Raw genomic sequence first — 18490 nt, forward strand, 5'->3', positions numbered from 1 at the left:
TGTAATTTGTGGCGAAATCTAAAATTTAAAATCAACAATCTAAAATTAAAATTATGTTTACAATAGATCAAATAAAAGAAGCGCACTCTAAAGTTAAAACTGGTGCAGATTTTCCAAATTATATTCAAGATTTAATAATCCTTGGCGTTAAAGGGTATGACACTTTTGTACACGACGGAAGCGTTGTTTACTACGGATTAAACAATTACACAGCCGCAGCTGAAGAAAAATATCCTGAAATTAAAGTTGCTGACTATCCTAATAAAGAACTTTTTATAGAGCATTTGGTAAAGCATCAGCATGGAGAAACCGATTATATGACTTTCTGCAATCATTGCGCTCAATGCGGTATTGCGAAATGGCGTGTTGATATTGTGGAAATGACTTGCACTTATTTTGATAAATCGGAACATGAAATTTTAATCGAAAAAATCCCAGTTTAATTATTCCAACATTCATGACTATTTTTAACCAAAACCACCAAACCTTTTTTAAAAGAAGCATTTTAGTTTTTCTTTTAACGTTTTCTATGTTTGGCTTTTCGCAAAAGAAAAAAGAGAATCCAAAATTTAAAGTCGTTGCTTTTTATACCGCAAAAAATGATCAAGCGCATATCAGTTTTGTGCATGAAGCCAATAAATACTTTCCAAAATTAGCAGAAGAGAACCATTTTGAATATGATTCTACCAGCAATTGGGACAATTTAAACGCTAAGTTTTTGGCAAAATATCAGATTGTTTTATTTCTAGACACACGTCCTGAAAAAAAAGAACAGCGCGAAGCTTTCCAGAAATACATGGAAAATGGTGGGGGTTTTATCGGATTTCATTTCTCAGCATTTGCATTAAACAATTCAAGTTACAATCAAGATTGGAATTGGTATCACAATACTTTTTTAGGTTCTGGTGAATATGGAAGCAATACTTGGAGACCAACTTCGGCAGTTTTGAGAATAGAAAATCAGCATCCTGTGACCAAAAATCTACCTAAAACTTTCTCTTCTGCTCCAAACGAATGGTACAGATGGTCTAACGATTTAACCAAAAATCCGGACATCGAGATTTTATTAGCGATAGATGAATCGAGTTTCCCTTTAGGAACTGGTCCAAAAGCGCATGAAATTTGGCACAGCGGTTATTATCCTGTCGTTTGGACCAATAAAAAATACAAAATGCTATACGTAAACATGGGACATAATGATATCGATTATGAAGGCGGAACAAACAAAACCTTATCGTATACTTTTGAAAACAAAACACAAAGTCAATTAATTTTGAATGCTTTGCTTTGGCTTGGCAATTCTAAGAAAAAATAAAAATGTCTACTACTCTTTCTCCATTAATTACAGCTGAAGAATTAATTGCCAATCCTAAAATCATTCTGATTGATGCTCGAACTGGCGCAAACACTTTTGAAACTTATCAAAAAGAACATTTAAAAGGTGCGCGTTTTGTCGATTTAAATCGTGATTTGGCTGCAGTTCCTGAAAATCCAACAAATGGTGGAAGACATCCGCTGCCATCTTCACAAGATTTTGCGAAAACTCTCTCTTCATTAGGAATTTCTCCTTCAGATCATGTTGTGGTTTATGATGATAAAAACGGATCTAATTTCGCAGCTCGATTCTGGTGGATGATACGTGCGATTGGGCATGAAAAAATTCAGGTTTTAAACGGCGGTTATCCAGCAGCAATTCAAGCAGGATTTCCGACTAATTCTGGAATTGAGACTTTTGAAAAAACAATATATCCTTCGCAGGAATGGAAATTGTCTTTAGCCGATATTGAAGAAGTCGAAAAAGCCCGAAAAAACGATCAAAACATTGTAATTGATGTTCGTGATAAAAACAGATTTGACGGTCTGGTAGAACCATTGGATTTAATTGCAGGGCATATTCCTGGAGCCGTTAATGTTCCGCTAACGGAAAATCTGGATGAAAACGGATTCTTTAAACCAGCTGATGAGTTGGCTGAAAAGTATAAAGCTATTTTGAAAGATATAAAATCAGAAAACACAATCGTTCACTGCGGTTCTGGAGTTACAGCATGCCATACATTATTGGCAATGGATTACGCTGGACTTCCAATTCCGAAATTATACGCAGGTTCTTGGAGCGAATGGTCAAGAAATGACCGCGAAATGGCTTTAAAAGAAAACAAATAATACTTTACAAAAAATATAATGCAACACTGGGATATACTTTTATCAAATCAGGTAAATAAAAAGAAATTAATCGAAAATATATTAAATGGCGAAGCAACTGGAGAATTAGCCATTTTTAACAATCAAAAAGGAATATTGTTTTCTGATATTGCAATCGAAAAATTCATCGAAAAAGAGTTTCAATATGACAGTGTTGAAGCTTCGCCAGATTCGCACAGACAGCTTCGAACTTTTTCCTCTGGCGAACGTAAAAAAGAGTTTTTAAAATACTGCATCAATCAAAAACCAGATTACATTATTTTTGATAATCCTTTTGATCATTTAGACCAAGCTTCACGAGTAGTTTTAGCCGATTCGTTAAAAGATTTGACGAATGATATTGCGATTATTCAGCTTTTAAACCGTACTGTTGATGTTCTTGAATTTGTGCCCAATAAAGCTCAAATAAAAGACAATACATTCGAATTGCATCCATTTAAAAAAGCCGAAAATCATTTCAAAACATTAAATACAACAGCAATTCCAAAAGCAACAGAAACTCACATTTTTCCCGAAAATGAATTAATCAGACTCGAAAATGTTTCGGTAAGTTATGAAGAAAGAAAAATCCTGAACAACATTTCTTGGACCATCCAACAAGGAGAATTCTGGCAGTTAATCGGTCCAAATGGATCTGGAAAAAGTACCATTTTATCTTTGATTACAGGAGACAATCCGAAAGGTTTTGGGCAGAATTTATTCTTATTTGGAAGAAAAAAAGGAACCGGAGAAAGTGTTTGGGATATTAAAAAACAAATCGGAATTTACGCCACTTCAATGATGGATTTGTTTCAAAAAGGACATACATTGGAGCAAATGATTCTCTCAGGATTTTTTGACCAAATCGGATTATATACAGAACCTACAACACATCAGAAAAATATCGTAACACAATGGCTTGAAGTGATCGAAATGACACACTTGAGAAAAAAGCGTTTTATAGACCTTTCTATCGGGCAGCAGCGCGTTGCATTAATTGTTCGCGCCGTTTTAAAACATCCGCCTTTATTGATTTTAGATGAACCTGTAGAAGGTTTAGATGACGAAAATGTAGATTTGGTAATTCAGCTTATCAACACCATAAAACAAGAAACCAACGTTTCTATACTATATGTTTCTCACCGAATTGAACAAGGCCTTGCTCCTACTTCTGTTTTCGAACTTTTGCCTTCAGAAACAGGTTCAATCGGAAAAATAAAATATCATTCAGAATTAAATTAAATGAAAACAAAATTTGCAGTATTTCTCCTTTTACAATTCATCTTGATTTCGTGTTCCAGCACCATTTCAACAGTAAAAAAAGAATATACTTTAAACAATTCAAAAGAGCTAAAAATAGATTGGACAATTAATTCTAAAGAATGGATTCTAAAAAATGATACTCTTACAGGAAAAGGTTCTCTTTCACCGTGGGGCGTTTTAGTTTCAAAAAAACAGCTCCCAGAGAATTATGAAATCAATTTGAAAGCCAATATGACCAACGAATCTTTATTTGAAATTATGCTCAATTTGGATAAAGGAAAATACATTAGAACCTATTTGTATCAAATTGATCAAAATATTGTAATTGGTGATGGAGTTTATGATAAAAAAGACGATTCGTATGGCAAACGAGGCGGAAAAACCTTATTTAGAAAGCCAATGCAATTAGAAAACAATAAATGGTATGCTGTAAAAATTAAAGTCATGAACAACCAATTATCATTTTCTGTCGACGGTAAAACGAGTTTAGAATGTTCTTTAGAAAAAAGCAATCTAAACCAAAAAGGAAAATTAGGCTTTATAACCAACGGAGAAGTCAAAATAACTGATTTAAACATTAGAACACTTTAAAGCATAAGTTTAACCATTAAGATATTAAGTTAATTAAGTACTGCGCTTAATTTTCTTTGCTAAGAAAACATTAAGCTATTAGGCATATCTTAATTAATTTAATAGCTTAATGGTAAAAAAGAAAAAGCTCCATCAGGAGCTTTTTTTTAATATATTCTATGTTAAAGAATTTAATTCTCTTCTTCAGTATTATGCGACTTCACATAATTACGCCATTTCTCGATACAATCCTGAAAATCCTGAGGCAATTCTGTATCAAAACGCATTAATTCTCCCGTATTCGGATGAACAAATCCAAGCGTTTTAGCATGCAGCGCCTGACGTGGTAAGGCTTTAAAACAATTCTCGATAAACTGTTTGTATTTTGTAAAAGTCGTTCCTTTCAAAATCAAATGACCGCCGTAACGCTCGTCATTAAACAACGGATGACCAATATGCTTCATATGTGCACGAATCTGGTGCGTTCTTCCTGTTTCTAGTCTACAAGAAATAAGAGTCACATAACCAAAACGCTCCAAAACTTTATAATGCGTAATAGCAGGTTTTCCAATTTCTGGATCATCAAAAACCGCCATTTGCATTCTGTCTTTCAAATGTCTCGCTAAGTTTCCTTCAATTGTACCGCTATCTGCCACAACATTTCCCCAAACTAGAGCAATATACTCGCGTTCGGTAGTTTTAGCTTCAAATTGCTTTGCTAAATGCGTCATAGCAGCTTCTGTTTTTGCCACAACCAAAAGACCAGAAGTATCTTTATCGATTCGGTGAACCAAACCTGGGCGTTCGCTGCTGTTCATTGGCAGATTTTCAAAATGAAATGCCAAAGCGTTCACTAAAGTTCCAGTATAATTTCCGTGACCTGGGTGTACAACCAATCCCGGTGGTTTATTGATCAGCAATAACGCATCATCCTCATACACAATATCCAACGGAATATCTTCTGGATCTACCCTATTTTCAAACGGAGGATGCGACAACATGACCGTAATCACATCAAAAGGTTTTACTTTGTAATTTGATTTTACGGGAATATCATTTACAAAAATATTTCCATTAGTTGCCGCATTCTGAATTTTATTTCGTGTGGCATTCGGAATCAAATACATTAAATATTTGTCAATACGTAAAAACGCTTGACCTTTTGGGACTTCAAATCTGTAGTGCTCAAATAATTCGTCTTCCAGATCTAAATTTTCTTCAATATTATTGTTCATCACTTGGGGTTTCTGCAGGCACCGCAGTACTATCTGTTGCCTGACTTTCATCTACATAACTTGCTTTTCCATCTCCTAAAACTAAATCAATTTTAGAAGCTTTAAGCACTCTATCTCCAACTTTTAAGTTTCTTCCTTTTAAACGCATTTCCAATACCATATCTTTTCCAAGATTCGGAATATACGTAATCGTTCCTGGCTCAAGACCTAACGCTTTTAAGGTTGGCACAGCCTCACGATATGTTTTTTCGATTAAATCTGGAATTTTCACAGAAGAAAAACCAGAAGCATTAATCTTGATATAAATTTTTCTACCCACTTTTACCATTGTTCCAGGAAGCGGATCTTGCTCAACAACACTATATTTTGGGTATTCACTTCTGTAATCAACGCTATCCAATAGAACATAGTCCAAATCCAGTTCATCCAATTTCTCTTCTACTTGTTCCTCAGTCAATTTAGACAAATTCGGCACCGCAATTTCGTGTCCGTGATCTGTTGTAAAAGTTAACCAATGCATAAATAAATAACCAATAACAGCGATTATAGCTGCGGCCGCAAGCAATTGCAAGAAAAAAACTCGGCTTGTTAAATACTGACGTAAACTCATAAATTTATTTTTAATAGCGACAAAGATAAAGTATTTCGTTTCAAAAAAAATGATAATTTTGTTTAAAACAAGAAAGTCCCGAGATTGTCATCCTGAGCGAAGTCGAAGGATAATTTTTTAGGAGCTAATCCCGCTTTCGCCTATATCTTTTTGTCTGCAGAAAAAGCAGCCAAAAAGGATACCGGCTCTATCGGGGCTAGGGCACTCGGTTTCATAAAAACGATCTTTAACAGAAATTAGTACAGTTTTATTCTCGAAAGAACTATAAATATAAAGTTTGTCATCCTAACCAAAGCCGAAGGATTTACACAAAGTAAATAGACAATCTTTGTAGAGCTACTTGCGAAGATTTCTCCTCCGCCGAAATGACAATATTGAGGAAAAATCTTTTTAATTAGTGCAATTAGTGGTAAAAAACTTGAAACATTAAACTTGAAACAATTAAAAAATAAAAACATACAATGAAAAACATTGCCATCATCATGGGCGGCTATTCCAGCGAATACAAAATATCTTTAATTAGCGGAAATGTCGTGTATCAATATCTTGACAAAACAAAATACAACGGATTCCGCATTCACATTTTCAAAGAAAAATGGGTTTATGTAGACGAAAATGAAGCCGAATTTCCAATTGATAAAAATGATTTTTCAGTTACAGTAAACGGTCAGAAAATCACTTTTGACTGTGTTTTCAACGCTATCCACGGAACTCCAGGAGAAGACGGATTAATGCAGGCGTATTTTGAATTAATCGGAATGCCACAATCTTCTTGCGATTATTACCAATCGGCTTTAACATTTAACAAAAGAGATTTATTATCTGTTTTAAAACCATACGGAATCAAAACAGCAATTTCTTATTATCTGAATAAAGGAGACGAAATCAATACAGCAGAAATCGTTAAAAAAGTAGGATTGCCATGTTTCGTAAAACCAAACAAAGCAGGTTCTAGTTTCGGAATCTCAAAAGTAAAAACCGAAGCTGAATTGCCAATTGCAATTGAAGTAGCATATAAAGAAGATAACGAAATCATCATTGAAAGCTTCCTTGACGGAACTGAAGTTTCTGTGGGAGTTATCAATTACAAAGGCGAAATTATCGTTTTACCAATTACAGAAATTGTATCAGACAATGATTTCTTTGATTACGAAGCCAAATATGAAGGGAAATCGCAAGAAATTACGCCAGCTAGAATCTCTGACGAATTGACTAAAAAAGTCTCAGAAACTGCGAAACGTGCATACGAAGTTTTAAAAATGAGAGGTTTTTCAAGAAGCGAATTCATTATTGTAAACGGCGAACCACACATGCTTGAAATGAACACCATTCCAGGTTTAACAACAGAAAGTTTGATTCCGCAACAAGCAAAAGCGGCTGGAATTTCTCTAGAAGACTTATTTACAAATGCAATTGAGTTAGCTTTAAAATAAGATGCTAAGATACTAAGGTTCTGAGATTCTAAGATTTTTCAGAACCTTATTTTTTTAATACAATTGCCAGAATAAGCAATCTCGAAGTTTCGTCAAAAAATCCTTCACAAGAAAAGTTAGTATCATAGTAACTTAGAACCTAAAAAAAAATGAAAGAAATCTTTGAATGGAATAGATTATTTTACAACAATCTCCCAGAAATCTTTATTCTGGAAGTGATATTCCGTTCAACGGTAATGTTTACGATTTTACTCCTTACTTTAAAGTTAGCTGGAAAAAGAGGCGTTAAACAATTATCTGTATTTGAAACCGTAATAATTATTGCATTAGGTTCGGCAGCGGGAGATCCAATGTTTTATGAAGATGTCGGAATCATTCCGGCAGCAATGGTATTTTCAGTTATTATAATTTTATATCGATCTGTTACTTGGCTTACTGGAAAAAGCAAAAAATTTGAAGAATTCATAGAAGGAAAAACCGAATGCTTAATCAATGACGGAAAGTTTTCCTTATCAAGTTTTAAAAAAGAAAGTCTGGCACAAGACGAATTTTTCTCTGAACTTCGTGTAAAATCTATTGAGCATTTAGGACAAGTAAAACATGCCTTTATCGAACCAAGCGGAGAAATAAGCGTGTTTTTTTATCCAGACGATGAGGTAAAATACGGACTACCTATTTTGCCATCGCTGTTCAATGAAAAAAATAAAAACATCACAAAAGATGGAATTCACGCTTGCACCTTCTGCGGACACACTCAAAAGCTGACAAAAGGAACTGCAAACTGTGAAATCTGCCATAAAGATGAATGGGTGACAGCAATAAATACAAAAAGAATCACTTAGAATAAATTTTAAAAATTCTAAATAGTAAATTCCAAATAGTAAATTTCAAATTCCAATAAAAGAATTTAAGATTAAGTATAATAACTCAGTAACGTAGCATCTCAGAACCTTAGCACCTTAAATAAAATGCGAAAAGCCATATTCCCAGGATCATTTGACCCAATAACATTAGGACACGAAGACATTATCAAAAGAGGAATTCCTTTATTTGACGAAATTGTAATTGCCATTGGTGTCAATGCCGAAAAAAAATACATGTTTTCATTAGAAGAAAGAAAACGCTTTATAGAAGAAACCTTCAAAGACGAACCAAAAGTTTCGGTTATCACTTACGAAGGCTTAACAATTGATTTGGCTAAAAAAGAAAAAGCCAATTTCATTTTAAGAGGCTTACGCAACCCAGCCGATTTCGAATTCGAAAAAGCCATTGCACACACCAACAGAAAACTTTCGAAAATAGAAACTGTTTTCTTGCTGACAGCTGCAAGTACTTCATTTATCAGTTCAAGCATTGTACGCGATGTATTGCGCCATGGTGGCGAATATGAGATGCTGGTTCCAGATGCGGTTAGGGTTAAGAAGTAAAACAATAAACAATAAACCTGAAACTTGCCAGCGAAGCAAATTATAAGTAATTTCGCATTTTTAAAATAAACAACTAACAATGAGTACCGAGAGAGAATTAAGCAAACGAAGCGGATCTAAATGTGAACTTTGTGGTAATGAAGAGAATTTAAAAGTTTATCAAGTCCTTCCTACTAGAAAAGGTGGAATTGATGAAGCAATATTAGCCTGTAACACTTGTATTGACCAAATTGAAAATCCAGACAATGTCGATTTAAATCACTGGAGATGCCTTAACGACAGTATGTGGAACGAAAATATTGCTGTTCAAGTTGTAGCATGGAGAATGCTTAGCCGTATGCGTGCCGCAGGATGGCCACAGGAACTGCTTGACATGATGTACCTAGACGACGAAACGCTAGAATGGGCAAAAGCAACAGGAGAAGGAGAAGATGACGAAAATAAATTAGTTCACAAAGACAGTAATGGCGTGATTTTACAGCACGGAGATTCGGTTGTTTTAATCAAAGATCTTAAAGTAAAAGGTTCAAGCATGGTTGCTAAACAAGGAACTGCTGTGAGAAACATTCGTTTAGATCACGAAAATGCCGAATACATTGAAGGAAAAGTTGACGGACAGCAGATTGTGATTATTACGCAATACGTTAAGAAGATATAGTTCTTTTTTAGGCAACAAAGGTTCAAAGGGACAAAGATTTCTATTTGAAATCAAAACCTTTTGAACCTTTGCTGCTCTTAACCTTTAAAAAAATCTAAAAACAAAAAAGCTGTTCGATTAGAACAGCTTTTTTTTATCATATTTATTGAAAGAGACAAGTAAAAAAACTTTGTCCCTTTGTTACTTTGTTTCTTTGAACCTCAAAGAAATTATTTTTGGAATAATTTATTGATTTGGTCTTTTACGAAAGGCTCAGAAACGTTGTTTGTATCAGCATCTCTTTCTTTGCTAGAAACCATAAATTGTACAGTTGCTTTATCTGGAACTACGTTTCCTGTGTAGTGCAACCAAATGTAGTTATTTGGCAATTCTAATTTGATGTCATACAAAGGTGTTGCAGTAAATCCTCCAACAATAATGTTATAAAGATTGTTGTAGGCATTATCGATGTTTTTGAATGAAAACTTTCTTAAGTTAGAAGAATCCTCATCGTTTTGGATAATAGTGTAATACACCGTGTACTCATCTCCAATTTTTTGGATGTAATTGTTATTTACTTTTCCTAATTTCTCAACAGGAACTGTCTCTAGGACTTTAACTTGACCAAAAGATACAAAGCTAACGAACAGAATAGCAAGGGTAATAATGTTTTTCATACTGAATTTGGGGTTTACAATTTTACTGTAGCAAAAAAACATAGAATTATTGAAAAAACACCTATCAAATCATTATTTTTTTAACATAAAATTGTAAAACTTAGTTACACAATTCTAAACTATTGAAATACAACAAAATAAACATTAAAAATTCAAACACTAAATTCCAATTTCTTAATATTGCATCTTGCTTCTTGCATCTTTTACCTAACTATCCAAAATCAGTACTTTCCTCTCTTCTCATCTTCCACTTTCTTGATGACATTGCGGGCAACTTCGATTTTAAACTTCTTGCCTTTCATTTTTTCATCTTTAATATTTTTCAGAAGATCCTTTACTTTATTGTATTTTACAGCTGCAAACGAAACAAAATCTTTCACTTCAATCAGACCCAAATCGTCTTTTTCTAGTTTCCCTTTTTGAGAAAAGAATCCAACGATATCAAATTTGTTCAGTTTTGTTTTCTTTCCCCCACTGATGTAAATAGTCTGAAACTTAGGCGGACTTGGAAGCGAAACTTTTCCTTCCACATCAAAGACCTCCATTTCATAGTCTAAGTAGTCTAATTGTTTTTCACTTTCATGAATAATTACATACGCCGTTCCCGTTGCCTGCATACGCGCTGTACGGCCATTACGATGGGTAAACTCATCTTCTTTTAACGGAAGATGATAATGAATAACGTGTTTCATTTCAGGAATATCCAAACCTCTCGCAGCCAAATCTGTCGTAACCAAATACGTCACACTTCCGTTTCTGAACTGAATTAAAGCCCTCTCCCGCTCTTCCTGATCCATTCCCCCATGATAATACACCGAATAGATTCCTTTTTCGTTTAAAGTATCGCTAATACGTTCTGCAGCATCACGATGGTTACAGAAAATAATAGCCGATTCTGATTGCAGTGAGCAAATCAAATTGAATAAACTCTGCAGTTTATCTTTGGCTGGCGAAATCACCATTTTCATAGAAAGATTCGCCTTTTCTTCTTCCTCTGGAATAAAATCCAAAACCGTCGGATTTACCACTCTAGTGTATTTCGGAATCTCAATATCTGAAGTTGCTGAAACCAAAACTCTTTTATTCACTTTTGGCAATCTGCCAATGATAAAAGACATTTGTTCATGAAACCCTAATTGAAGCGATTTATCAAACTCGTCTAAAATTAAAGTCTGAATTTTATCTGTTCTAAAAGATTCTCTGTCAATATGATCGGCAATTCTTCCAGGCGTTCCAATTAAAACCGCTGGCGGATTGCTCAAGTTTTTCATTTCCGTTTCAATCGAATGTCCGCCGTAACAAATATTTACTTTGTACTGCGTTCCCATTTTCTTCCAAACCTGTTCGATCTGAAGCCCTAATTCGCGTGACGGAACCAAAATCAAACATTGAACCGATAAGATTTCTGGCTGCAATAATTCTAAAATTGGAAGTAAAAACGCTAATGTTTTTCCAGATCCTGTTGGAGAAAGCAATAAGACATTATTATCGTTCAGAATAACGTCATGAGCAGTTTCCTGCATTTCGTTGAGATTCTGAATCCCTAAATTCGAAAGTATATCGTTGGAATGGTGTTTTTTCATGCTGCAAAAGTAGTTAAAAGGTTTCAAGTTTCAGGTTTTCTTTGTTTCAAGTTGTTTAACCGCACAGATTTTATCTCTCGCAGATTTAGCAGATTTAGCGAATTTTTATCTAATATTTAAATTTAATCTGTTTGATCTGCCAAATCTGCGAGAGATAAATAACCATAAAGTATATCAAACTTGAAACCTGAAGCTTAAAACTTTAAAACAAATAAAAAACCTATATTTGATTCTTAGTTAAAACCAAAACCATGAAACTTTTTACATTTCTCTTTTTACTTTTCACCATCACCATTTCTGCACAAAACAATAAAAAATACGACACCTTTTTTGAAAAAGGAAACGGAAACCAATCGGCTTCGTATCAGGAAACTATCGCTTATTGGAAAATGCTGGCAAACGATTTTCCAACCATTCAAATGAAAGAAATGGGATTGACCGATTCCGGCGAACCTTTACACATGATTACTTTCAATCCTGACAAGGAATTTGATTTCGATAAAATCCAGAAAACTAAAGCCGTTTTGTTTGTAAATAACGGAATCCATGCGGGAGAACCTGACGGAATCGACGCCACAATGCAATTCTACAGAGATTTAGCTACAGGAAAATTGAAAGCGCCAAAAAATACCGTTTTGGTTACGATTCCAGTTTATAATATTGGAGGAGCTTTAAATAGAAATTCGACAACGCGCGCGAATCAAGACGGACCAGAAGTTTATGGTTTTAGAGGAAATGCGAGAAATTACGATTTGAATCGTGATTTAATGAAATCGGATACCAAAAACACTAAAAGTTTCGTGGAGATTTTCCAGAAAATAAATGCCGATGTTTTTATTGACAATCACGTAAGCAACGGTTCAGATTATCAATACAAACTGACGTACATCATGACACAGCACAATAAATTGGGAACGGTTTTGGGTGATTTTATGAATAACGAAATGATGCCAGCTTTAGTAAAAGATCTTCAGAAAAAGAAAATCGAAACTACGCCTTATGTCGATTCGTTTAAAGATACGCCAGACAAAGGCTTCGGGCAATTTGTAGATAGTCCGCGATATACAACGGGTTATACTTCTTTGTTTAATACAATTGGTTTTGTCGTAGAAACGCACATGCTAAAAAAATATGCCGAACGCGTAAAAATGACCTACGAATACATGAAATCGACTTTAGATTTTACTGATGCCAATTATCAAAAAATAAAAGATTTACGAGTAAAAAATTTAGAGCAATATCAGCCTAAAAAATCATACACTTTAAAATGGGAATTGGACAGCACAAAAGCAACCACTTTTTCGTTTTTAGGATATGAAGCAGGTTACAAAAAAAGTGACGCTACAACCGGAAATCGTTTGTATTATGACCGAAACAAACCGTACAAAAAAGACGTTCCGTACATCAAAGAATTTAAATCGGTTAAAGAAGTTGTGATTCCAACGGCTTATATTGTTCCGAGAGGATATTGGAATATTATTGAGCTGCTGAAAAACAATAATATCTCATTTAAGCAAATTAAAAACGATACGATTATAGAAGTAGAAAGCTACAGAATTGCAGAATTTAAAACCGCTCCGTCAGCTTACGAAGGACATTATATACACAGAAATACAACTGTAACTTCTAAAATCGTTAAAATTGCTTTCGCCAAAGGAGATTACCTAGTTCCAACGAACCAAAAAGGGGTAAAATATCTTCTAGAAGCTTTTGAACCAGAAGGTGTTGATTCATTCTTTAATTGGAATTTCTTCGATCCAATTTTACAGCAGAAAGAACATTACTCAGAATATATTTTTGAAGATACGGCTGGACAACTTTTAAAGGAAAACCCATCTTTGAAAGCAGAATTAGAAGTTAAAAAACAAAACGATCCTGCTTTTGCTAAAAATCCTGAGGCGCAGTTAGATTGGATTTACAAGCATTCTATTTACTATGAAAAGGCTCATATGCAGTATCCTGTTTATCGTGTTTTGTAGACTTGAAAAACGCATACATATTTTACAAATACTATTATGGTTTTCCGTAAAAATATATTAGAATAACCTTCTATCTTCGGACAAATAAATGGAAGTATTCCTCATTTTTTATTAATATGCATTGCCTTTTACTAAAACTTAAAACTTAATTAGACATGGCTAATAATTTTGAATCTAATGAATTTGAATATTTTAGTGGAAAAGTTCCAGACAAAACTTATGTATCTAAAAGAATAGAATCAAAGTCTCCTCAAATTGTTGACGGGAAGATAATTGATAAGATTATTCCAATAAGATATGCTTCAAAAGTTTTGGACTGTGAAAATACTTTTGAGTTTATTAAAGAAAAAGGAGAAGTTAAATTACGTGTTACTTCCGAAGGACGTCAAGAAATTACAGCAAAATTTCTAGAAGACAGTCGCGGAATTTTTATTTTACAAATTCAAAAATTTACAACTTCAACCGGCATTCCTCATAAAACATATTTTTCATTTAGAGGAAGTGAAATAAAAACTTTAATTGACTTTATTAAAAGTATAAAAGACTTACAGATTGAAGACAAAAATGGTTTTAAAATAACGGATAATGAACTAAAAAAGCTTATACTTACAAAAGAACAAGCTTTTTCAATCTATAAAGACAATCAGGTAATCTTTAAAGAAATTTTAAGAGAAAACATCTCACAAGAAGATATTTTAAATCTTGTTTTTAAAAAAGAGCAATTAGTTTATTTTGATAATTTATTAAATAATGAATCGTTTTTTGAAGAAGAAAAAGTCAGACTTAATATCACTAAAGACGAAGCGTTATGGCAAAACTTTTTTGAATTGAATACTTGGATCTTTGGTTTTGGTCTTCAATATGTAATAAATATTCCATTAGAAGCAAAAAAACTAGAACAAGTAGTTCAGGGTTATGATGCAATAAATAGAGGAAAAAGAGCTGATGCAATGATGAAATCTAAAGGCATTATAAATTCATTATGCTTTGCTGAAATTAAAACACATAAAACTAAATTATTAAATTCGGCATATAGACCAAGCGTATTTCCACCTTCGAATGAATTATCTGGCGGAGTTGCTCAAGTCCAAAAGACTATCCAAAGCTCAGTTGAGAATTTAATAAATAAAATCAATCCTACTGATAATGATGGAAACCCAACAGGTGAAGAAATTTTTCTTTATAGACCTAAATCATTTTTACTAGTAGGAACTCTTAATGAATTTTTAAGTGAACATGGTATCAATAAAGAAAAATATAGTTCATTTGAGCTTTATAGAAGAAGCATTAAAGATATAGAAATAATAACTTTTGATGAACTATTAGAAAGAGCAAAATTTATAGTTAATTCGCATGAATAACTACGTATAAAAAAAATTAAAAGAAGAAAAACTAATTGCTAAAAAGCCTAAATGCTCCAAAAGCTCTTTTTGTTTTTTCTTCCGCTTTTTTCTTCAAATTTTGTAATCCATGCGTAAGAAGAATTCACAATATCATTTTCCTTATTAGCCGAAGTAATAGTAACGTCAAATTGTATTGTAAAGTTCATATTATATTTAACTGAATCAAAAGTCATTAAAACTAACTTTCCATTAATTTTAATTTTGCTTCTTTTATTAAAATTTTCCGGTACGCGAGGTAATCCTAAATCAAATTTCTCTGCGTAATAACTCCCAGAAGCAATTGGTACTTTATCAGCTTCGTTTTCTATCGCTTCTTTTGGTTCATTTCCGAATACGTTTAAAGATATTGGATAAAACAGAAATATTGGAGCTTTCCCAACATTTTTAAATTGCAAAATTTCTGGTTCATGTAAAAACTCAAGTAAGATACTTGGAACCATGTCCATTTTTACAAGTGTTTTTTGAATTTTAAATTGTTTAGATAATAACCAAAATTGCATAACAGTCAGTACAAACATTAAGAATGCAATTAAAATGGTTATATAATCAAAATAATCACTAGTCTCTTTCTGCCCAATTAAAAGATCCAAAACTTGACTCAATTTTTCTTCCACCTTATTTCTTTAAAACGTAAAAACTTTTTAATTAAACAATAACTATTTATCCTTCAATATTTTTTCTAAATACTCAACTTTATCTTTTTCAGCTTGAATCAAACGTTCGTAAAGCTTTTTATTTTCTTCATAAGCTTCAATTAATTTATCTAGCGGATTGAAAGTACAATTATTGTTAAAAGTTCCCGCGCTTTGATCAGTAAAAGTATTAAAGTAATTAATCACACTTTCTTCTGAAAAATTCTTAATTGCTTCAACGCTAACTCCTAAAGCTTTTGCTATAGAATTTAGCTTTTCATCATCAATAGTTTCACTATTTTCCAAAATAGAAATTGCCTGTTGGTTTGTTCCTAAAGCTTGAGCCAAAACTTCTTGCTTCATGTCTCTAAGTTCACGAATACGGCTTATTTTTCGTCCTATATGGCTTGGTTTTGATAGTGTGCTCATAATTCAAAATAATATTAGGGTAATAACAAGCAATGTATTTTGCTATTGCATCTCCAACAAAAATACAATAAATATTGATGAATTATCCCAATTAATCATTTTCCTACTTATTTTTTAAATTATATATTTGAGAACAATAATTTCTTAACAATAAAAGCCTCAAGAAATGGGAATATTCGATAATCTCTTCAAAAAGAAAGAAGAAAAAACAGCTTCAGCAAATACTCAAAACAATCAAACTATCAGTTTTACTTCTGAAAATGATTTTTTAGAGAAATACGGCGCTTTGGCTTTAGAAAAACAAAGAAATTTATACAATGTAACAGGTGGACTTTCTTGGAATGTCAATATGGACGCAGAAGAAATTACTTTTGGAGATGATCTTACTTTTCCAATGCAGGTTTTGGGTTCATTTTCGCATTCGTCAGAAACTTGGCTTTGGCTTTGGGACAATAAAGCGGGCGGTTATGCAGAATCTGTTATGCAACAAGCGCTTTCATTAAAGAAATATGGAGAAGAAAATAATATTGATTTATTAAGCGTTGGAAAATTTGACGCTGTTCCAAATGATTTACATCTTATTGGAATGGTTGCTACTACAATGTTCAATTTGAGCGGTTATTATCTCGGAAATTACGGTCAGGGAACAATGGTTGTTACCCTTAAAGATGATTCAATTGACAATACTGAAAGTGAGGAATTCTCGAGAATTTTGACTGTTTTTCCAGAATTGATTTCGACTTTTGAAATTCAAAATCATAAAAATGCTTTTAACAATTATCTTTCTCAAAAAGGTTTTGAATTGACTTCAAACGGAAATGAAATTAAAGCCGAAAAGAATGGAAATGTTATTAATGCTGTTTTTAATGACGATAATCTTTTGACAAGCTTAAATGGTAATTCTTGAGCTTCGAATAACTAAAATAAGCTAAACGACCTTCTGAAACCGACTGCCCGCGTGAGGGATAGAGTTAAGCTACCGAAGTAGCAGCGAAAGCCCGACAGCAATAAAAAAAAGACCCAATGAACGCAAAGTTGATTGGGTCTTTTCTTTTATTGGTGGCACGTCCTAATCTAAGATTCTGAGATGCTAAGTTTTTAAGATTCTAAGTTTTCTTTCTTTGTCTTTAAATCTACTGGAACTTTTTTTTCTTCTTCAAACAATAATTTAATGTTTTCGTAAGAATTTTTAAGTGCTTCCTTAATTTGTTCTGGGTTTAACCACGCTACTTTTTCTATTCCTTCTTCTAATTGTCCGTGTGGTGTTCCGTCAAAATCAGAAAACATTTCGAACCAATGCGTGATTTTAAGTTTGTATTTTCCGTTGCGTTTAAAGATATGATAGGTTTTTTGAAGTTTATTCGTAATACGAAGCTGGTTTACTCCTGTCTCCTCCTCTACCTCACGCATAGCCGTCGCTTCAATGTCTTCCCCTTTCTCGATGCCGCCTTTTGGCAGATCCCATTTTCCGTTTCTAAAGATAAATAAGACTTCGCCTTTCTTGTTGTAGACAAAGCCTCCGCCTGCCTTATTTACCGGAATTTTGGCTTTTAGGGTTTTCATCATCTCACTTTCGTCGGGATGATATAGAATCGCTTTTTGAATTTTATTTTGAAAAATTTTTATAATAAGCTGTTCGATATCAATACTCTCCAACAAGAACAATTGGAAATCTGTTTCCTTCGAGATTTCATTTGTCAAAAAAAGTGGTTTGTCGTTTACAAAAACTTTATACATTTGTACTATGATTTTTAATAAAGATACTGCCGAAAAAACAGCCGAATTGCTTTTGCAAATAAATGCAATTAAATTGAATCCCGAAAATCCTTTTACATGGGCTTCTGGTTGGAAATCTCCTATTTATTGCGATAATAGGTTAATTCTTTCATTTCCGAGCATCAGAAACTATGTTCGTGATGAGTTTGCTAAAAACATCGAAAAACAATTTGGAAAGCCTGATGTGATTGCTGGTGTTGCTACTGGAGCCATTGGAGTTGGAATTTTAGTTGCCGAAAGTTTGGGCCTTCCGTTCGTATATGTGCGTCCAGAGCCTAAAAAACACGGAAGACAAAACCAAGTGGAAGGTTTTTTACAAAAAGGACAAAATGTTGTGGTTGTAGAAGACTTAATCAGTACTGGAAAAAGCAGTTTACTAGCTGTTGAAGCTTTAAGAAACGAAGGCGCTAATGTTAAAGGTATGGCGGCTGTGTTTACTTATGGTTTTGGCGTTGCCGAAGAAAACTTCAAAGAGGCTAATGTTGATTTATTCACATTGAGCAACTACGAAAACCTATTAGATCTAGCAGTTCAAAAACAATATATTACAGAAGATCAGCAATCGACTCTTCAAGAATGGAGCGTAAGCCCATCAACTTGGGGACAGGAGTAAGATTTTAGATTTTAGATTTTAGATTTTAGATTTTAGATTTTA

20 protein-coding genes are annotated in these 18490 nt (G+C 33.4%); 13 read left to right on the forward strand and 7 right to left on the reverse strand.

What is annotated here, in order from left to right; all coding sequences use genetic code 11:
* The first annotated feature begins 53 nt into the window (after positions 1 to 53).
* The 5 genes from BLP44_RS05080 to BLP44_RS05100 are packed head-to-tail and all read left to right on the forward strand — an operon-like array spanning position 54 to position 4035.
* A complete protein-coding gene (locus tag BLP44_RS05080; RefSeq protein ID WP_008462809.1) occupies positions 54 to 443 on the forward strand; it encodes a DUF1398 domain-containing protein in 390 nt (129 codons plus the stop codon).
* 14 nt (positions 444 to 457) lie between these two features.
* Positions 458 to 1315: a ThuA domain-containing protein gene (locus BLP44_RS05085; RefSeq protein ID WP_091130168.1), complete on the forward strand. Its 858-nt coding sequence runs from the start codon at positions 458 to 460 to the stop codon at positions 1313 to 1315.
* Positions 1316 to 1317: 2 nt separating this feature from the next.
* Positions 1318 to 2163, forward strand: a complete 846-nt coding sequence (locus BLP44_RS05090; protein WP_091130171.1) for a sulfurtransferase — start codon at positions 1318 to 1320, stop codon at positions 2161 to 2163.
* Between the two features lie 18 nt (positions 2164 to 2181).
* Positions 2182 to 3423 carry an ATP-binding cassette domain-containing protein gene (locus BLP44_RS05095; RefSeq protein WP_091130174.1) on the forward strand — a complete coding sequence of 414 codons (1242 nt, stop codon included), beginning with the start codon at positions 2182 to 2184 and terminating at the stop codon, positions 3421 to 3423.
* Positions 3424 to 4035: a 3-keto-alpha-glucoside-1,2-lyase-like domain-containing protein gene (locus BLP44_RS05100; RefSeq protein WP_091130177.1), complete on the forward strand. Its 612-nt coding sequence runs from the start codon at positions 3424 to 3426 to the stop codon at positions 4033 to 4035.
* A gap of 170 nt (positions 4036 to 4205) precedes the next feature.
* On the opposite strand, the gene BLP44_RS05105 is transcribed toward BLP44_RS05100, so the two are convergent.
* Together BLP44_RS05105 and BLP44_RS05110 are read right to left on the reverse strand one after the other, a co-directional pair.
* A complete protein-coding gene (locus BLP44_RS05105; RefSeq protein WP_008462803.1) occupies positions 4206 to 5249 on the reverse strand; it encodes an RluA family pseudouridine synthase in 1044 nt (347 codons plus the stop codon).
* Entirely contained in the window at positions 5239 to 5859 is a 621-nt protein-coding gene (locus BLP44_RS05110) for a PASTA domain-containing protein (protein WP_008462802.1), read from the reverse strand. Before BLP44_RS05110 ends, BLP44_RS05105 begins: the two co-directional genes overlap by 11 nt.
* A gap of 461 nt (positions 5860 to 6320) precedes the next feature.
* Between BLP44_RS05110 and BLP44_RS05115 the strand changes: the two genes are divergently transcribed.
* The 4 genes from BLP44_RS05115 (at position 6321) to BLP44_RS05130 (ending at position 9377) form a co-directional block, all read left to right on the forward strand.
* Positions 6321 to 7292, forward strand: coding sequence for a D-alanine--D-alanine ligase (locus tag BLP44_RS05115; RefSeq protein ID WP_066032148.1), 972 nt, complete (start codon positions 6321 to 6323; stop codon positions 7290 to 7292).
* A 149-nt stretch (positions 7293 to 7441) separates the two neighbouring features.
* Positions 7442 to 8134, forward strand: a complete 693-nt coding sequence (locus tag BLP44_RS05120; RefSeq protein ID WP_091130181.1) for a DUF421 domain-containing protein — start codon at positions 7442 to 7444, stop codon at positions 8132 to 8134.
* Positions 8135 to 8260: 126 nt separating this feature from the next.
* Entirely contained in the window at positions 8261 to 8719 is a 459-nt protein-coding gene (gene coaD, locus BLP44_RS05125; RefSeq protein WP_026729362.1) for a pantetheine-phosphate adenylyltransferase, read from the forward strand.
* A 79-nt stretch (positions 8720 to 8798) separates the two neighbouring features.
* Positions 8799 to 9377, forward strand: coding sequence for a PhnA domain-containing protein (locus BLP44_RS05130; RefSeq protein WP_091130184.1), 579 nt, complete (start codon positions 8799 to 8801; stop codon positions 9375 to 9377).
* A gap of 209 nt (positions 9378 to 9586) precedes the next feature.
* Here the strand turns inward: BLP44_RS05130 and BLP44_RS05135 are convergent, their stop codons facing one another.
* Positions 9587 to 10033, reverse strand: coding sequence for a hypothetical protein (locus BLP44_RS05135; protein WP_008462792.1), 447 nt, complete (start codon positions 10031 to 10033; stop codon positions 9587 to 9589).
* A 221-nt stretch (positions 10034 to 10254) separates the two neighbouring features.
* Positions 10255 to 11616, reverse strand: coding sequence for a DEAD/DEAH box helicase (locus BLP44_RS05140; protein ID WP_091130188.1), 1362 nt, complete (start codon positions 11614 to 11616; stop codon positions 10255 to 10257).
* A 251-nt stretch (positions 11617 to 11867) separates the two neighbouring features.
* Between BLP44_RS05140 and BLP44_RS05145 the strand changes: the two genes are divergently transcribed.
* Complete coding sequence (locus BLP44_RS05145; RefSeq protein ID WP_091130192.1) at positions 11868 to 13595, forward strand: M14 family metallopeptidase; 1728 nt, start codon at positions 11868 to 11870, stop codon at positions 13593 to 13595.
* Between the two features lie 155 nt (positions 13596 to 13750).
* Positions 13751 to 14956, forward strand: coding sequence for a Shedu immune nuclease family protein (locus BLP44_RS05150; RefSeq protein ID WP_091130195.1), 1206 nt, complete (start codon positions 13751 to 13753; stop codon positions 14954 to 14956).
* 47 nt (positions 14957 to 15003) lie between these two features.
* On the opposite strand, the gene BLP44_RS05155 is transcribed toward BLP44_RS05150, so the two are convergent.
* Together BLP44_RS05155 and BLP44_RS05160 are read right to left on the reverse strand one after the other, a co-directional pair.
* Entirely contained in the window at positions 15004 to 15612 is a 609-nt protein-coding gene (locus BLP44_RS05155; RefSeq protein ID WP_091130199.1) for a hypothetical protein, read from the reverse strand.
* Between the two features lie 42 nt (positions 15613 to 15654).
* Entirely contained in the window at positions 15655 to 16059 is a 405-nt protein-coding gene (locus BLP44_RS05160) for a helix-turn-helix domain-containing protein (RefSeq protein WP_091130202.1), read from the reverse strand.
* 166 nt (positions 16060 to 16225) lie between these two features.
* Between BLP44_RS05160 and BLP44_RS05165 the strand changes: the two genes are divergently transcribed.
* On the forward strand, positions 16226 to 16966 hold the full coding sequence (locus BLP44_RS05165; protein ID WP_091130206.1) for a DUF6882 domain-containing protein: 741 nt from the start codon (positions 16226 to 16228) through the stop codon (positions 16964 to 16966).
* Positions 16967 to 17157: 191 nt separating this feature from the next.
* On the opposite strand, the gene BLP44_RS05170 is transcribed toward BLP44_RS05165, so the two are convergent.
* Entirely contained in the window at positions 17158 to 17796 is a 639-nt protein-coding gene (locus tag BLP44_RS05170) for an NUDIX hydrolase (protein WP_091130209.1), read from the reverse strand.
* Between the two features lie 7 nt (positions 17797 to 17803).
* On the opposite strand from BLP44_RS05170, the gene pyrE reads away from it, so the two are divergent.
* Positions 17804 to 18448, forward strand: a complete 645-nt coding sequence (gene pyrE / locus BLP44_RS05175) for an orotate phosphoribosyltransferase (protein ID WP_091130212.1) — start codon at positions 17804 to 17806, stop codon at positions 18446 to 18448.
* Positions 18449 to 18490: the final 42 nt, after the last annotated feature.

This window comes from Flavobacterium anhuiense, from assembly GCF_900101855.1.
Classification (GTDB): domain Bacteria; phylum Bacteroidota; class Bacteroidia; order Flavobacteriales; family Flavobacteriaceae; genus Flavobacterium; species Flavobacterium anhuiense.

Bases quoted from the DNA above. Each gene is read 5' to 3' on its own strand.
- BLP44_RS05080 (WP_008462809.1), top strand. From the start codon at position 54: ATGTTTACAATAGATCAAATAAAAGAAGCGCACTCTAAAGTTAAAACT.
- BLP44_RS05085 (WP_091130168.1), top strand. From the start codon at position 458: ATGACTATTTTTAACCAAAACCACCAAACCTTTTTTAAAAGAAGCATT.
- BLP44_RS05090 (WP_091130171.1), top strand. From the start codon at position 1,318: ATGTCTACTACTCTTTCTCCATTAATTACAGCTGAAGAATTAATTGCC.
- BLP44_RS05095 (WP_091130174.1), top strand. From the start codon at position 2,182: ATGCAACACTGGGATATACTTTTATCAAATCAGGTAAATAAAAAGAAA.
- BLP44_RS05100 (WP_091130177.1), top strand. From the start codon at position 3,424: ATGAAAACAAAATTTGCAGTATTTCTCCTTTTACAATTCATCTTGATT.
- BLP44_RS05105 (WP_008462803.1), bottom strand. From the start codon at position 5,249: ATGAACAATAATATTGAAGAAAATTTAGATCTGGAAGACGAATTATTT.
- BLP44_RS05110 (WP_008462802.1), bottom strand. From the start codon at position 5,859: ATGAGTTTACGTCAGTATTTAACAAGCCGAGTTTTTTTCTTGCAATTG.
- BLP44_RS05115 (WP_066032148.1), top strand. From the start codon at position 6,321: ATGAAAAACATTGCCATCATCATGGGCGGCTATTCCAGCGAATACAAA.
- BLP44_RS05120 (WP_091130181.1), top strand. From the start codon at position 7,442: ATGAAAGAAATCTTTGAATGGAATAGATTATTTTACAACAATCTCCCA.
- coaD (WP_026729362.1), top strand. From the start codon at position 8,261: ATGCGAAAAGCCATATTCCCAGGATCATTTGACCCAATAACATTAGGA.
- BLP44_RS05130 (WP_091130184.1), top strand. From the start codon at position 8,799: ATGAGTACCGAGAGAGAATTAAGCAAACGAAGCGGATCTAAATGTGAA.
- BLP44_RS05135 (WP_008462792.1), bottom strand. From the start codon at position 10,033: ATGAAAAACATTATTACCCTTGCTATTCTGTTCGTTAGCTTTGTATCT.
- BLP44_RS05140 (WP_091130188.1), bottom strand. From the start codon at position 11,616: ATGAAAAAACACCATTCCAACGATATACTTTCGAATTTAGGGATTCAG.
- BLP44_RS05145 (WP_091130192.1), top strand. From the start codon at position 11,868: ATGAAACTTTTTACATTTCTCTTTTTACTTTTCACCATCACCATTTCT.
- BLP44_RS05150 (WP_091130195.1), top strand. From the start codon at position 13,751: ATGGCTAATAATTTTGAATCTAATGAATTTGAATATTTTAGTGGAAAA.
- BLP44_RS05160 (WP_091130202.1), bottom strand. From the start codon at position 16,059: ATGAGCACACTATCAAAACCAAGCCATATAGGACGAAAAATAAGCCGT.
- BLP44_RS05165 (WP_091130206.1), top strand. From the start codon at position 16,226: ATGGGAATATTCGATAATCTCTTCAAAAAGAAAGAAGAAAAAACAGCT.
- BLP44_RS05170 (WP_091130209.1), bottom strand. From the start codon at position 17,796: ATGTATAAAGTTTTTGTAAACGACAAACCACTTTTTTTGACAAATGAA.
- pyrE (WP_091130212.1), top strand. From the start codon at position 17,804: ATGATTTTTAATAAAGATACTGCCGAAAAAACAGCCGAATTGCTTTTG.